The following is a 13,676-nucleotide window of genomic DNA, read 5'->3' as shown; positions in this document are numbered from 1 at the left end:
CTTGCCCTGCCATCGGTCCGGGCCGTCCCGTATCCGCCTTTGGCCGCAAACCGGTTTCAGGCCCAGTTCAGAAGGTTGCCGCCCATGTCCCCGCAGGACCGTTCGAGCGTTCAGGACCGCGCCCCGGTCGATGCCGCGGTCGATACCCCGTCGCGGGACGGAGGTGCCCGGCCCGGCGGGCGCAAGCGCAGGCTCCTGCTCGGGATCGCGGTGCTGGCCCTGGCGGGGGCGGGCTATGGCGGCTGGAATTACTGGACCGAGGGACGCTTCTTCGAGGATACCGACGACGCCTATGTGCAGGCCGATATCGCCCGGATCTCGAGCCGGGTGCAGGGCTATGTCGCCAGCCTGCCGGTCGAGGAGAACGCGCATGTCCGCGCGGGCGAGGTTCTGGTGCGGCTCGAGGATGGCGATTACCGCACCGCGCTGGCCACCGCGCAAAGCCGGGTCGCGACCGCCGGGCGCAGGCTTTCGCGGATCGATGCCCAGATCGAGGCGGCGCGCGCGGCCGTCCGCCAGGCCGAGGCCGATCGCGATGCCGCCGAGGCGCAATTGCGGACCGCGGCCAACACGCTCGAACGGGTCACGGGGCTGGCCGCGCGCAATTTCGCCGCCGAGGCCCAGCTCGACAGCGCGACCGAAGGCCATGACACCGCGCAGGCCAGCCTGGCCAAGGCCGTGGCGGCGGTGGCGAGCGCGCGGGCCGAGGTCGCGGTTCTGGTCGCCCAGCGTGCCGAGGCCGAGGGCGACAAGCACGAGCTGGAACTGGCCGTCGATCAGGCCGAGCGCGACCTGAAACGCACCGTGCTGCGGGCGCCCACCGATGGCATCCTCGCCAATCTGGGGATCGAGATCGGCGATCTGGTCAGCGCTGGCACGCAGCTGGCCGCGCTGGTGCCTGACGATGCGCTGTATGTCGAGGCGAATTTCAAGGAGACCCAGATGCAGGGCATCGCCCCCGGCGCGCGGGTCGAGGTGAGGCTGGATGCGCTTCCGGGCCGCAGCTTCGAGGGCCGGGTGAGCTCGGCCGCGCCGGCCACCGGCTCGGTCTTCTCGGTGCTGCCGGCCGACAATGCCACCGGCAATTTCACCAAGGTCGTGCAACGGGTGCCGGTGCGCATCGCGCTGCCGCCCGAGGCGGCGGCGACCGGGCAGCTGCGCGCGGGGCTGTCGGCTGTGGTCGCGGTCGACACGCGTTCGGGCGAGGGGGCCGCCGCCCGCCTTGCCGCCGCGCGCTGAGCCCGCCCGCACCCCGGAGCCCCGAGATGACGTCCGATGAGCCGCAACTGACGCCGCGCCGCGTGATTGCCTTCGTGGTGATGGTCTTCGGCATGTTCATGGCGATCCTCGACATCCAGATCGTCTCGGCCTCGCTGTCCGAGATCCAGGCCGGGCTTGCCGCCAGCTCCGACGAGATCAGCTGGGTCCAGACCAGCTATCTGATCGCCGAGGTGGTGATGATCCCGCTTTCGGGCTTTCTCGCCCGGATGATGTCGACGCGCTACCTGTTCGCGCTGTCGGCGGCGGGCTTCACCGTCGCCAGCTTTCTCTGTGCCACCTCGGGCAGCATCGAGGAGATGATCCTGTGGCGCGCGCTGCAGGGCTTTCTGGGCGGCGGCATGATCCCCTCGGTCTTCGCCGCGGCCTTCACCATCTTTCCGGCCTCGAAACGCAGCGTGGTCTCGCCGGTGATCGGGCTGATCGCGACGCTGGCGCCGACCGTGGGGCCGACAATCGGCGGCTATCTCAGCTACACGATGTCCTGGCACTGGCTGTTCCTGGTCAATGTCCTGCCGGGCATCGGGGTGACGCTGGGCGCCTTCCTGCTGATCGATTTCGACCGGCCCGACTGGCGGCTTTTCGACCGCTTCGACTGGTGGGGGCTGCTGGCGCTGGCGGCCTTTCTCGGCGGGCTGGAATACGTGCTCGAAGAGGGGCCGGGCAATGACTGGCTGGCCGACGAGACGGTCGCGGCCTTCGTCGTCGTGACCGTGCTGGGCGCCATCGTCAGCTTCTGGCGCGCCTTCACCCGCGACGAGCCCATCGTCGATCTCTCGGCCTTCGGCGATGTCAATTTCGCGCTGGGCTCGGCCTTCAGCTTCGTGATGGGGATCGGGCTGTACGGGCTGACCTATCTTTACCCGCTCTATCTGGCCTCGATCCGCGGCTATGACAGCCTGATGATCGGCGAGACGGTCTTCGTCTCGGGGCTGGCCATGTTCTTCACCGCCCCGGTCGCGGGCTTCCTCTCGGCCCGGATCGATCTGCGCCTGATGCTGGTCGCGGGCTTCGTCGGTTTCGCGGTCTCGACCTGGATGCTGACCGGCATGACTGCCGAATGGGATTTCAACGAGCTTCTGGTGCCGCAGATCCTGCGCGGCGTGTCGCTGATGCTGAGCATGGTGCCGATCAACAACCTGGCGCTCGGCACGCTGCCGCGCGACAAGATGAAGGGCGGCTCGGGGCTGTTCAACCTGATGCGCAATCTTGGCGGCGCGGTCGGGCTGGCGGTGATCAATACCCAGCTCTCGGACCGGGGCGATCTGCATCACGAGCGGCTGCGCGAGGCCATCACCTGGACCAATGACGCCGCGATGCGCCAGCTCTCGATGATGGCGGCGAACCTCTCGGCGCGCGGGCTTGACGGCCAGACCGGGGCGCTGGTGCAGATGGCGGCCCGGCTGCGGCAGCAGGCGACGGTGATGTCCTTCATCGATGTCTTCCTGATGCTTGCGCTGCTGTTCGGCGGGCTCGCGGCCAGCGCCTTCTTCATGCGCGCCCCCGGCCGGGTGGGCGGCGGCGGGCATTGAGGGGCCGAGGCAAGGGCGGCTCAGACTCCGGTCCAGCCCGCCAGCCCCTTGCGGAAGACGGCGAGGCTGGCCGGACGGAATGCGCTATCCTTTGCCACCATCCGGGTGAGTTCGATCTGATCGCCCTCGATGGCGAGCAGCGCGAAGTCGTTCTCCTGACCGCGCAGCCGGGTCGAGAGCCCGGTGCCGACATGCACCTGCAGCACCCGCCGCCCGGCCTCGCGGGTCAGGAAGGGCTCGGCCCGCCAGCGGTGCAGATGGCCTGACAGCACGATATCGGCGCCGCAGCGCGCCAGCGCCTCGAGCGAGGGCCGGGCGTGCTTCATCAGGCTTTTCGGAGTGCCGGGTGCCTGTTCGAACGGGTGATGCGCCATGGCAAGCCTGGGGCCCGGCGCGCCGTCGAAGGCCGCGCAGGCCGCGTCGAGATCGCGCCGCCGCACCTTGCCGCGCTGCCAGCGCAGCGGATCGACGGTGTTGAAGCCCTGCACCGTCAGCGCGCCGATCCGGGCCCGGGGCGCCAGATCGGCCGAGATATGGCGACGATAGCGGGCATAGGGGCAAAGCAGCCGCAGCCATGGATTGTCGAGCGGCACATCGTGATTGCCGGGCACCGCAAGCCAGGGCGGATCGAGCCGGCCGAGAAAGGCGCGGGCGGCGCGGAACTGTCCTGCCCGCGCACGCTGGGTCAGATCGCCGGTCACCGCGACCAGATCGGCCCCGGCCGCGTTCAGCGCCCCGATCAGCGGGTCGAGCAGCTCGGGCGCGGTGCGGCCGAAATGCAGGTCCGAGATATGCGCGATGCGGATCACGCCGCGGCCCCGGGCACCAGCACCCGGAGCGGGCGGTCGCGGCGACGGATCGTCAGCGGGCTGCGCATGGTCTCGCGCTCGCCGTCGCGCGCGACCAGCACTCGCGGCCGCCCCGGGTCGATCACGATCCTTGCCGCCCGGCGCAGCTCGAAATCCTGCCCCTCCTGTGCGGCGCCGAGCGCAAGCCCGAGCGTCGCGCGCATGATCTCGATCTGGCTGCCGTCCGGGGCGGTGAAAAGGGCAAAGCGGCCTTCCTCGAGCGCATCGGCGCCCTCGAGATTGAACTGCCGTAGCTGATAGGCGCTGTTGGCGACGAAGGCGAGCGGCGTGTGCAGCTCTTGCGCGACGCCGTCGAGATCGAGCCTGAGCCGCATTGCGCGGCGGGCGCCGACCAGGGTCTGGGCCACCGACCAGTAGGCCGCGACCCGGCTGCGGCCCCAGCGCCTGTAGGTGGTCTCGCGCCGCTCGAGGATCGCGGGGTACAGCCCGAGGCTGGCATTGTTGAGAAAGATCCGGCCATTCACCTCGCCCAGATGCACCTCGGCAGCGGTGCCGTCGGCCAGGGCCGCGACTGCCGCCTCGGGCTCCAGCGGGATGCCGAGCCCGCGGGCGAAATAGTTGAAGGTGCCCTGCGGGATCACCCCGAGCGGGGCGTCGCGGGCATGGCAGGCCTCGGCCACGGCCGAGATCGTGCCGTCGCCGCCCGCGGCGACCAGCGTGCCGCAGCCCCGCTCGAGCGCCTCATGCGCCAGCCCGGTCAGGCTCTGGCCCCGGCGCGGGCGCCAGATCTCGGCCTCGACCCCCGCTTGCAGGCACAGCCCGCGCAGTATGTCGCTGCGCGATCCGGGGCCGGAATGGTCTCCGGCGCGGTCGTTGACGATGAGGCAGAAGTCGGAAGATCCTGGCATCGGGTGTCCTGTCCTGGGTCCGGTCTGGGGCACTGTCCGAACGTTCCGGCGCGCGCCGCGTTCCCGGGAACGGCCCGGCCCGGCGGGGCGCCGCCGCTTTCCTGGTTCGCGGCCGGGCCGGTGGGTGTTATTGCGCGTTTTGCGGGAACCCGGGCGCACCCTCGCGCGTTGGACGGGACGTGCTGAAATGCCCACAGGAAATCCGGAGGAAATGCCCTTGAGCCTTCTGTCCGTCTTTGCCCGCCCCACCGAAGGGGTCGGCCGGGAGAGCCGCGCATGAACGCCGCCAGCCAGACATCGTCGCGGCCGGGCCAGGCTGCGATCCGCCCCGGCCAGTACAGTGCCCGCGACTGGCGCATTGCGATCTTTCGCGTCTGGCAGGGCATGGATGAACGCAACGTCGCCCTGATCGCGGCCGGCGTGGCCTTCTACAGCTTCCTGTCGATTTTTCCCGCGCTTGCCGCGCTGATCGCGATCTGGGGCTTTCTCGCCGATCCGACCATGATCCAGGAGCAGCTGTCGATGGCCTCTGAGGTGCTGCCCGCCGGCGCCTACGAGGTCATGCAGCGCCAGGTCGTGGCGCTGGTCGGCACCAGCTCCTCGACGCTGGGCTGGACCAGTCTGGTGTCGATCCTGCTTGCGATCTGGAGCGCGCGGGCGGCGGTTGCGGGGCTGATCCGCGGCCTCAACGCCATTTACGGCGAGAAGAACCGGGGCAATCCGATCGTGAGGATTGCCCTGGCGGTGGCGCTGACGGCGGTTCTGATCTTCGTGGCTCTTCTGGCCTTCTCGGCGGTGGTGCTGATCCCGGCCGTGCTGGCCTTCGTCAAGCTGCCCGCAGCCATCGAGCTGCCGATCACCCTGCTGAAATGGGTCCTGATGCTGGGCGTGGTCTTTCTGGCCATCGCGCTGGTCTACCGCTACGGCCCGAACCGCCGCGCCGCGCGGCTGCAATGGGTGACGCCGGGGGCGGTCTTCTCGGTCTGCGCCTGGGCGCTGGGCTCGGTCGCGCTGGCCGCCTATATGCGCAGTTTCGACCGGCTCAACGAGGTTTACGGCTCGCTGGGTGCGGTGGTTGCGCTGCTGTTCTGGCTGTATCTCAGCGCAGCGGTGACGCTGATCGGCGCGGCGCTGAATGCCGAGCTCGAGCTGCTGACCCGGCGCGACAGCACGACAGGCCCCGAGCGCGCCGAGGGCGACCGCGGGGCCCATGTCGCCGATCATGTCCGCGACGAGACCGGGACGCTGAAGAACGGCAAGGCGCCGTCTTCGGACTCCGCCGGACGCGGTGCAGAGGAGACGACGTCCGGGCCCGGCTGAAACGAGCCACCCGGCGGCGGGCGCGCGCTCCCGGGCACGGTGAGGCGATGCCCCGCCGCATCGCCTGGGGGGCGCGTCGGTCCGTCCTGTCCGTCACCCGAGCGCAGAGGCCTCCGGTCCCGTGCACGGGCTTCGGGCGGGGCCGAGATGTCCGTCTGTGAGGTAAGCTCCTTTGCAGCAGAATGACGGGGCATTGTCGAAAACCTGCAGCTTTTCGATGACCTTCTGCCTTATCGGGGAAGGCGGATCTGAAACAGCGCGCAGAAAAGGGCAGAGCGGCCCGGTTGAGACCTGCGGTCAGGCGCTTTGCGATCAGGCACGCGGGCAACATATTTTCTTCTGCGCCGCGATCCCTGAGTTTTTTCTTGATTGAAATTTTAAGTCAATTCTATCGTGATTCACGCAATATCATAAAAATAACGAGCAGGACGTGAAAATGACCCAGATCGCAGAACTTGCGCCCGTGCCTTTTGCATGGACGCGCGGACTGGTCAGCGCGCGCGCGGGCGCCTTGCTGGCCGATCTGTTTCCCCGGGCGCGCGACGCCCGGGCGGGCGAGTGCATTGGTCTTGTCAAACGCTTCATCGCCTTCGGGCGACGGTCGCTGACCGGGCATCCGGCCGAGGCGCTGGTGGTGATCGGCGAGGAGGGCCGACCGGTCTGCCTGTCGGCCCGGCATCTCGATCCCGAGGCCCGGCAGGACCTGTTCCGGCTGGAGGAAATCCTGTCGGCGCCCGGTCTTCTGGCTTATGGCGCGCTCACGCCGCATGCCTCCGAGCTGCATCGCGCGACAGCCCCGCCCAGGGCGCTGGAGCTGATCCTCGGTGCCGATGTGCATCTGCTCAGGACGCTGGACTGGCGCGCCGATATTGCCGGGCGGCGCCGGGCGGGCGAGCCTCTTTCTCGCGCGCTGGCCGCCAATCTGCGGCTCCTGTCCGAGCATCCCGGCTCGCATGAGGCGGTCGAACAGCTCCGTGGCCGGCTGGAGGCTCAGGCCGGGCTGTTGCTGGGGCTGCTGAGTTTCGACGAACCGGTCCTGCCCGCGCTGGCCCCGATCGCGGCCTGACCGGGTAGGACGGGCCGGGGCCGCGCGTCTCAGCGTCCGGTGATCTCGACCCGGCCCGAGACCCGGGCGCCCTTGCTCGAGGTCAGGCTTTTTGCGCTCAGATCGGCCTGGACCCGGGCCGAGGCCGAGAGCGTGAGATCGGTGCAGGTGACGCGGCCCGAGATCGTGCCGTTGATGGTGACCGCCTCGGCGGCAAGGGCCCCTGTGACCTGTCCGGTCGCGCTGACCTCGATCGTCTTGGCGGTGATGTTGCCCTTGACCTGTCCGTTGACGATCACAGCGCTGTCCTTAGCGACGAGATCGCCTTCGATCGTGAGGTCCTGCGAGATGATTGCCTGGGCCATATACGCCGCTCCGCTCTGGGGTCTTGTTTCGGGCTCTCAATGCGGCGGGATGGCGCCGGCCACAAGCCCTGTCCCCGGCCGGACCCGCCTTCCCGGCCCACCGTTGCCCGGTTGCGACGGGCCCCGGACCGGCGGCGCGGCTTTTGTGGCGGTCCGCAGGATCGGCGCCGCCGTTCCGAACAACGCTCGAGATGGCCTTGGCGTCCCGGAGGGGAGGATGCCTTGATGGCGGTTGTGTATCGACCCAGCGGAATCTGCTCAGGTTAAGCCGCTAATGTGAATGCCTCAGCAGGCGTGCGCATGGCAAGCGCCTTAGGAGGGCGGCGGTTATTGTAGAAGGCAAGCCAGTCACCGATGACGCGCATCGCGTGTTGGATGCTTTCGAAGCGGTGCCGATGCACGCATTGCTCCTTGAGCGTCCGGATGAAGCGCTCGACCATGCCGTTCTGCTGTGGGCAGTGAGGGGTGATGAACTCCTGCTTCAGCCCGTACCCGCGGACGATGGTCGTGAAGTGGTTGCTGGTGAAGACGAGCCCATTATCCGAGCGGAGCAGGAACTCCTCCTCGACCCGGCCCAGGGTACCGAACCTCGCGATCAGGGCATGCTCAAGCGCGGCGCTGGCCGTCGCGGCCTTGCCGGACTTCGACAGGTGCTAGCCCAGCAGCCCGCGCGTGTGGCAGTCGATCACCAGGGCCAGCGAGGCCCAGCCGTCCTTGCCGGTCCAGATGCGTGCGAGATCGGTGGACCATCTCTCGTTCGGCGCAGCTGCGACAGACGGAACATCCTGGATGCGGGGCCGCATGCCCACGGCGCGCTGGCTGCCGAGCACGGCGAGAAGAAGACGGTGATGATTGATGCGACTTACCTGAAGGCACATCGCACCGCGTCCAGCCTGGGCGCAAAAAAGGGGAGCGTGGTCGCCTGATCGGTCGCACCAAGGGCGGCATGAACTCCAAGCTGCATGCCATCTGCGACAGCAACGGGCGCCCGATCAGCTTCTTCGTCTCCGCTGGCCAAGTCAGAGATTACATCGGGGCGCGAGCGTTGCTCAGCAGCCTGCCCGATGTCGACTGGCTGCTCGGGGATCGGGGCTACGACGCCGATTGGTTCCGAGAAGCGTTTCAAGACAAAGGGATACGCGCCTGCATCCCGGGCCGGAAACGACGCAAAACAATCGCAAAATACGACAAACGCCGGAACCGTATCGAGATCATGTTCGGCAGGCTCAAGGACTGGCGCCGTGTCGCGACCAGATATGACAGATGCCCCAAGACCTTCTTCTCAGCGTTCACTCTCGCCGCAACCGTCATCTTTTGGCTTTGAGTGAGAACGAGTCCTGAGCCTACCTCATCAGATACGCCCGGCTCTTGTGTTACGTGCCCGCTTTCGTCGGCAAAGAAAGAAAACTGTGCCACAAAAATTGCTCCTTTTCGCAATTTTTGTGGCATGCGGGGCAGTGTTGCAAGTGTGACCTACCGCGCGAACTTCTTGTACTTCACCCGCTTCGGTTCGACCGCATCGGGGCCGAGGCGGCGGACCTTGTCTTCCTCATAGGCCTCGAAGTTGCCCTCGAACCATTCGACATGGGCCTCGCCCTCGAAAGCCAGGATATGAGTGCAGAGCCGGTCGAGGAAGAAACGGTCGTGCGAGATGATGACCGCGCAGCCCGCGAAATCCTCCAGCGCCGTTTCCAGTGCCTGCAGCGTCTCGACGTCCAGATCGTTGGTCGGTTCGTCGAGCAGAAGCACGTTGCCGCCCGATTTCAGAAGCTTGGCCATGTGAACGCGGTTGCGCTCGCCGCCCGACAGAAGCCCCACCTTCTTCTGCTGGTCGCCCCCCTTGAAGTTGAAGGAGGAACAATAGGCGCGGCTGTTCACCTCGGCATCGCCCAGAACCACGATGTCGAGCCCGTCCGAGATCTCTTCCCAGACCGTCTTGTCGGGATCGAGCGCGTCGCGGGACTGGTCGACATAGGACAGCTTGACCGTGTCGCCGAACTCGATGCGGCCCTCGTCAGGGGTTTCCTGCCCCGTCAGCATCCGGAAGAAGGTCGATTTCCCGGCGCCGTTCGGACCGATCACGCCGACGATGCCGCCCGGAGGCAGCGCGAAGCTGAGATCCTCGATCAGAAGCCGGTCGCCGAAGCCCTTCTTGAGGCCCTCGATCTCGATCACCTTGCCGCCCAGCCGCGGGCCGTTGGGGATGATGATCTGGGCGCGGCTGAGCTTTTCGCGCTCGGACTGGCCGGCCATCTCCTCATAGGCCTGGATCCGGGCCTTGGACTTGGCCTGCCGGGCCTTCTGGCCGGCGCGGATCCAGTCAAGCTCGCGTTCCAGCTGTTTCTGCTTGGCCTTGTCCTCGCGGGCCTCCTGGGCCAGGCGCTTGGCCTTCTGTTCCAGCCAGCTGGAATAATTGCCCTCATAGGGAATGCCCCGGCCGCGGTCGAGTTCGAGGATCCAGCCGGTGATGTCGTCGAGGAAGTAACGGTCATGGGTGACGATCAGGATCGTGCCCTTGTACTCGATCAGGTGCTGCTGCAGCCAGGCGACGGTCTCGGCGTCGAGGTGGTTGGTCGGTTCGTCCAGAAGCAGCATGTCGGGGGCTTCGAGAAGCAGCTTGCACAGTGCCACCCGGCGCCGCTCGCCGCCCGAGAGGGTCTCGACCGGCGCATCGTCGGGCGGGCAGCGCAGGGCCTCCATCGCGACGTCGATCTGGCTGTCGAGATCCCACAGGTTCTCGGCGTCGATCTGGTCCTGAAGGGTCGTCATCTCTTCCATCAGCTCGTCCGAGTACTCCTCGGCGACCTTCATCGCGACCTCGTTGAAGCGGTCGATCTTGGCCTTCTTCCCGGCCACGCCCAGCATCACGTTCTCGCGGACCGACAGAGATGCGTCGAGTTCGGGCTCCTGCGGCAGATAGCCGACGCGCGCACCCTTGGCCGCCCAGGCCTCGCCCGAGAAGTCCTTGTCCCAGCCCGCCATGATCCGCAAAAGCGTCGATTTCCCGGCGCCGTTGACGCCGACGACACCGATCTTGACCCCGGGCAGGAAGTTGAGGCGGATGTTCTCGAAGCATTTCTTGCCGCCCGGATAGGTCTTGGACACCCCGTCCATGTGGTAGACATATTGGTAGGAAGCCATCGCGAACGCCTCGTGCAAAAGGTGTAACAGTCACGCCAGCACATAGCGATTCCGCTGGACAAGGGCAATGACGGGCGGGTTAACGTGCGGCCCTGTCGATCGAGCGGTTGGGGCAAGTGAATGCGGGCGGGGTTTCCGAAGGCGCGGGCAGGGATGCGGATCGGGCTTCTAGGCGGCTCCTTCGATCCGGCCCATGAGGGGCATGCCCATATCACCCGCATCGCGCTGAAGCGGTTCGGGCTCGACCGGGTCTGGTGGCTGGTCTCGCCGGGCAATCCGCTGAAGGCCGAGGGTCCGGCGCCGATGGCGCGGCGGATTGCGGCGGCCGAGGCGGTGATGCAGCATCCGCGCGTCGAGATCACCGATATCGAGGCCCGGATCGGCACCCGCTACACCGCCCAGACGCTGGAGCGGCTGATGGCGCTTTATCCCGGCGTTCGCTTTGTCTGGCTGATGGGGGCGGACAATCTGGCCAGCTTCCACCGCTGGGACCGCTGGCGCTGGATCCTCGACACCGTCCCGGTGGGGGTGCTGGCGCGGCCGGGGCAGGGGGTGGCGGCGCGCCGGGCGCGGGCGGCGCGGACGCATGCGCGCTACCGGCTCGATCCGAGCGATGCGGCTCTGCTGGCCGACAGCCAGCCCCCGGCCTGGTGCTATCTCAACATGCCGATGGTCGATCTGTCCTCCTCGGAAATCCGTGCCCGCGGCGACTGGCGGCGGCGGGGGTGAGCCGGTTGCACCCGCTGAGCGCGGTGGTTCCGGAGCATCCGGTCCGGGTCGGGGCGGGGCCTGGCAGGATCGGGGCAGCGTCCCCTTTCCCGGCTTGCCGCCACCCGGCCGATTTGGTTCACTCGCGCGCATGACAAATTCCGGAAATTTCTTCTCGCGGCGCCTGTTTCTTGGCGGGCTTCTGGCCGGTCCGGCCTCTGCTGCACTTGGCGCGCCGCTCGAGCGTTCGCTGGTGCCGCGGCCTCGGCCGCAACAGGGCGACCACATCGCCGATGCCGCGCAACTTCTCGAACGGGCCGGCCTGTCGGGCAAGGTCGCCTTCGCGATTGCCGATCTCGGGACCGGGGCGCTTCTGGAGACGCACCGGCCGGAGCTGGGCCTGCCGCCGGCATCGGTCGCGAAATCGGTCACCGCGCTTTACGCGCTCGACGCGCTGGGGCCCGAATACCGCTTCACGACGCGGCTGATCGCCACCGGCCCGATCGCGGGCGGGCGGCTCGAGGGCGATCTGGTGCTGGTGGGCGGGGGCGATCCGACGCTCGATACCGACCAGCTTGGCGATCTCGCGGCACAGCTCAGGGCCAATGGCGTGGTCGAGGTCGCGGGCCGGTTCCTCTACCATGCAGGCGCATTGCCCATGGTTCCGGCGATCGATCCCGACCAGCCGCCCCAGGTGGGCTACAATCCGGCGCTTTCGGGGCTGAACCTCAATTTCAACCGGGTCCATTTCGAATGGCGCCGCGCCTCCGACGGCTATGCGGTGACGATGGATGCACGTGCCCGGCGCCATTCGCCCGCGGTCGGCGTGGCGCGGATGCTGGTCGTCGACCGTACCACCCCGGTCTATACCTATGCCTCGAAGGGCGGCATCGACGAATGGACGGTGGCCCGTGGCGCGCTGGGCGCCGAGGGCGCGCGCTGGCTGCCGGTGCGCCGCCCCGCGCTTTACTGTGCCGAGGTGTTCCAGACCCTCGCCCGGGCGCAGGGGATCGCGCTTGGCGCGCCCGAGGTCCTGAAAGGATCGGCCGAGGCCTTCCAGATCGGCCGGATCGACAGCGCCCCGCTGTCCGAGATCCTGCACGACATGCTGAAATACTCGACCAATGTCACAGCCGAGGTGGTGGGGCTGGCCGCGACCATCGCCCGCGGCGGGCAGCCGCAGAGCCTGGCCCAGTCCGGACAGGCGATGACCGAGTGGATGGCGTCGCGGATGGGCGCGCCGAAGGCCCGCTTCGTCGATCATTCCGGGCTGGGCGAGGCCTCACGGCTCTCGCCGCTCGACCTGGTGCGCACGCTGGCCATCGCCGCGCCCGAGGGGCAGCTCAGGCCGCTCCTGAAGGAGGTCCCGCTGCGCGACGGCTCGGGCCGGCCGCTACCCGAGCATCCGGTCGAGGTCGTGGCCAAGACCGGCACGCTCAATTTTGTCTCGGCGCTGGCGGGATATATCGGCCGGCCCGGCGGACGGCAGATGGCCTTTGCGATCTTCTCGGCCGACGAGGAGCGGCGGGCGCGGATCAGGCCCGAGGAGATGGAGCGTCCGCCGGGCGGCCGGGCCTGGCTGACGCGGGCGCGGATGCTGCAGCACGACTTGTTGCGGCGCTGGGCCGGGACCTATGCCTGAGGCGGCTCAGACCCCGTCGGGCCGGGCGATCAGCAGCCCGGCGACGAAGCCAGCCTGATTGTGAAAGGCATCGATCCGGGCCATTTCGGCCCCGGTGCAGCCCAGGAGCAGCTTGAGCTCGGCATCGTGCTTGGTCAGGTCCATCGAGGCGATGACGCCGCTGACCCGGGGCTCGGGCAGGCTGCCGCGCCACAGATCCACCCCGTCGCCGTCGATGGCGCGGGTGCCGTCGAGATAACCATAGTCGAGCGGGTAGACGATCTGGGGAAAGCGCGGATGGGCCGAGCCCTTCGGGCGGTCGAGCACGATCCGGGCGCTGGCCACGAAACGGTCGGCAAAGGGCCAGAACCGCGCGGGCAGATCGACGGGCAGACCGACCGGCACCACCGGCTAGAGCACCATGTGCCGGGCCCGCGCCGCGCGCTCGATGGCCGCGCCGGCCAGACGGTCGATATTCAGCTCGTAGCGGATTTCCTCGAGCAGCCGCAATTCGGTCTCGCCCAGCCGCCCGTCGGCCGCGGCCACGTCGCAGGCCAGCACATAGGCGGTCTCGTGCAGCTTCTCGGGCAAGGCCTCGCTGACCAGTCCGAACAGCGCGTCGAGCCCGTCATATTCGCTGAACAGGTCGAACACGGTCTGGGCCACGATCCGGATCCGGTCCTGGTCGTAGTCGGCGAAGATCGGCAGGTGATTCACCATCCGTTCGATGGTCACCAGCTCGGCGGTGCGGATGGTCTCGTCGGAGGCAGAGACCGCCACCATGATCGCGACCAGCGCGTCCTGGGCGGAAAGGGGCGTTTCGGTATCGGTCAATGGTGCCTCCTTGGATCCTGTTGCGGCGCAGAATATTGACGAGGCGAAAGGGGGGCAATAGGAGTCGGGGCCTTGCCGGGCATGGGGTCCGGCCACGAAGCGACCGGCGCAGGGT

At 68.0% G+C, this 13,676-nt stretch carries 13 protein-coding genes and 1 pseudogene; 7 read left to right on the top strand and 7 right to left on the bottom strand.

All coding sequences use genetic code 11. From position 1 onward, the window contains the following. Positions 1 to 84 precede the first annotated feature (84 nt). On the top strand, positions 85 to 1,239 hold the full coding sequence (locus ACK8CO_RS03770; protein ID WP_414898216.1) for an HlyD family secretion protein: 1,155 nt from the start codon (positions 85 to 87) through the stop codon (positions 1,237 to 1,239). Between the two features lie 26 nt (positions 1,240 to 1,265). Then, entirely contained in the window at positions 1,266 to 2,810 is a 1,545-nt protein-coding gene (locus ACK8CO_RS03765) for a DHA2 family efflux MFS transporter permease subunit (RefSeq protein ID WP_414898215.1), read from the top strand. A gap of 20 nt (positions 2,811 to 2,830) precedes the next feature. Here ACK8CO_RS03765 and ACK8CO_RS03760 read toward each other — a convergent pair whose 3' ends face one another. Continuing rightward, entirely contained in the window at positions 2,831 to 3,619 is a 789-nt protein-coding gene (locus ACK8CO_RS03760) for a metallophosphoesterase family protein (RefSeq protein WP_414898214.1), read from the bottom strand. Next, positions 3,616 to 4,527 carry a diacylglycerol/lipid kinase family protein gene (locus tag ACK8CO_RS03755; RefSeq protein WP_414898213.1) on the bottom strand — a complete coding sequence of 304 codons (912 nt, stop codon included), beginning with the start codon at positions 4,525 to 4,527 and terminating at the stop codon, positions 3,616 to 3,618. Before ACK8CO_RS03755 ends, ACK8CO_RS03760 begins: the two co-directional genes overlap by 4 nt. A gap of 276 nt (positions 4,528 to 4,803) precedes the next feature. On the opposite strand from ACK8CO_RS03755, the gene ACK8CO_RS03750 reads away from it, so the two are divergent. Continuing rightward, positions 4,804 to 5,847, top strand: a complete 1,044-nt coding sequence (locus ACK8CO_RS03750; protein ID WP_414898212.1) for a YihY/virulence factor BrkB family protein — start codon at positions 4,804 to 4,806, stop codon at positions 5,845 to 5,847. A 436-nt stretch (positions 5,848 to 6,283) separates the two neighbouring features. Continuing rightward, a complete protein-coding gene (locus tag ACK8CO_RS03745; protein ID WP_414898211.1) occupies positions 6,284 to 6,913 on the top strand; it encodes a hypothetical protein in 630 nt (209 codons plus the stop codon). Positions 6,914 to 6,942: 29 nt separating this feature from the next. On the opposite strand, the gene ACK8CO_RS03740 is transcribed toward ACK8CO_RS03745, so the two are convergent. Beyond that, positions 6,943 to 7,257 carry a bactofilin family protein gene (locus ACK8CO_RS03740; RefSeq protein ID WP_080615727.1) on the bottom strand — a complete coding sequence of 105 codons (315 nt, stop codon included), beginning with the start codon at positions 7,255 to 7,257 and terminating at the stop codon, positions 6,943 to 6,945. Positions 7,258 to 7,520: 263 nt separating this feature from the next. Continuing rightward, positions 7,521 to 7,697: an integrase core domain-containing protein gene (locus ACK8CO_RS03735; RefSeq protein WP_414898210.1), complete on the bottom strand. Its 177-nt coding sequence runs from the start codon at positions 7,695 to 7,697 to the stop codon at positions 7,521 to 7,523. 375 nt (positions 7,698 to 8,072) lie between these two features. On the opposite strand from ACK8CO_RS03735, the pseudogene ACK8CO_RS03730 reads away from it, so the two are divergent. Continuing rightward, positions 8,073 to 8,581 (top strand): annotated as a pseudogene (locus ACK8CO_RS03730) (IS5 family transposase); the annotation flags it as partial. A gap of 149 nt (positions 8,582 to 8,730) precedes the next feature. Here the strand turns inward: ACK8CO_RS03730 and ettA are convergent. Beyond that, a complete protein-coding gene (ettA, locus tag ACK8CO_RS03725; RefSeq protein WP_414898209.1) occupies positions 8,731 to 10,398 on the bottom strand; it encodes an energy-dependent translational throttle protein EttA in 1,668 nt (555 codons plus the stop codon). A 120-nt stretch (positions 10,399 to 10,518) separates the two neighbouring features. Here ettA and ACK8CO_RS03720 point away from each other — a divergent pair, with 120 nt between their 5' ends. Both ACK8CO_RS03720 and dacB read left to right on the top strand, forming a co-directional pair. Then, on the top strand, positions 10,519 to 11,127 hold the full coding sequence (locus ACK8CO_RS03720) for a nicotinate-nucleotide adenylyltransferase (RefSeq protein WP_414898208.1): 609 nt from the start codon (positions 10,519 to 10,521) through the stop codon (positions 11,125 to 11,127). A 130-nt stretch (positions 11,128 to 11,257) separates the two neighbouring features. Then, positions 11,258 to 12,748 (top strand): D-alanyl-D-alanine carboxypeptidase/D-alanyl-D-alanine-endopeptidase, encoded by a 1,491-nt coding sequence (dacB, locus tag ACK8CO_RS03715; RefSeq protein ID WP_414898207.1) that lies wholly within the window; start codon positions 11,258 to 11,260, stop codon positions 12,746 to 12,748. 6 nt (positions 12,749 to 12,754) lie between these two features. Here the strand turns inward: dacB and ACK8CO_RS03710 are convergent, their stop codons facing one another. Both ACK8CO_RS03710 and ACK8CO_RS03705 read right to left on the bottom strand, forming a co-directional pair. Then, positions 12,755 to 13,135: a hypothetical protein gene (locus ACK8CO_RS03710; protein ID WP_196774359.1), complete on the bottom strand. Its 381-nt coding sequence runs from the start codon at positions 13,133 to 13,135 to the stop codon at positions 12,755 to 12,757. Positions 13,136 to 13,138: 3 nt separating this feature from the next. Beyond that, on the bottom strand, positions 13,139 to 13,510 hold the full coding sequence (locus ACK8CO_RS03705; protein ID WP_369822837.1) for a tellurite resistance TerB family protein: 372 nt from the start codon (positions 13,508 to 13,510) through the stop codon (positions 13,139 to 13,141). Positions 13,511 to 13,676: the final 166 nt, after the last annotated feature.

The sequence above is a fragment of the Rhodovulum sp. HP10 genome (genome assembly GCF_047553435.1).
Classification (GTDB): Bacteria; Pseudomonadota; Alphaproteobacteria; order Rhodobacterales; family Rhodobacteraceae; genus Rhodovulum.
The sequence above is the reverse complement of the archived record's forward strand: the minus strand, read 5'-3'. Positions and strand labels throughout refer to the sequence as shown.

Bases quoted from the DNA above. Each gene is read 5' to 3' on its own strand.
- ACK8CO_RS03770 (WP_414898216.1), top strand. From the start codon at position 85: ATGTCCCCGCAGGACCGTTCGAGCGTTCAGGACCGCGCCCCGGTCGAT.
- ACK8CO_RS03765 (WP_414898215.1), top strand. From the start codon at position 1,266: ATGACGTCCGATGAGCCGCAACTGACGCCGCGCCGCGTGATTGCCTTC.
- ACK8CO_RS03755 (WP_414898213.1), bottom strand. From the start codon at position 4,527: ATGCCAGGATCTTCCGACTTCTGCCTCATCGTCAACGACCGCGCCGGA.
- ACK8CO_RS03750 (WP_414898212.1), top strand. From the start codon at position 4,804: ATGAACGCCGCCAGCCAGACATCGTCGCGGCCGGGCCAGGCTGCGATC.
- ACK8CO_RS03745 (WP_414898211.1), top strand. From the start codon at position 6,284: ATGACCCAGATCGCAGAACTTGCGCCCGTGCCTTTTGCATGGACGCGC.
- ACK8CO_RS03740 (WP_080615727.1), bottom strand. From the start codon at position 7,257: ATGGCCCAGGCAATCATCTCGCAGGACCTCACGATCGAAGGCGATCTC.
- ACK8CO_RS03735 (WP_414898210.1), bottom strand. From the start codon at position 7,697: ATGGTCGAGCGCTTCATCCGGACGCTCAAGGAGCAATGCGTGCATCGG.
- ettA (WP_414898209.1), bottom strand. From the start codon at position 10,398: ATGGCTTCCTACCAATATGTCTACCACATGGACGGGGTGTCCAAGACC.
- ACK8CO_RS03720 (WP_414898208.1), top strand. From the start codon at position 10,519: ATGCGGGCGGGGTTTCCGAAGGCGCGGGCAGGGATGCGGATCGGGCTT.
- dacB (WP_414898207.1), top strand. From the start codon at position 11,258: ATGACAAATTCCGGAAATTTCTTCTCGCGGCGCCTGTTTCTTGGCGGG.
- ACK8CO_RS03705 (WP_369822837.1), bottom strand. From the start codon at position 13,510: ATGGTGGCGGTCTCTGCCTCCGACGAGACCATCCGCACCGCCGAGCTG.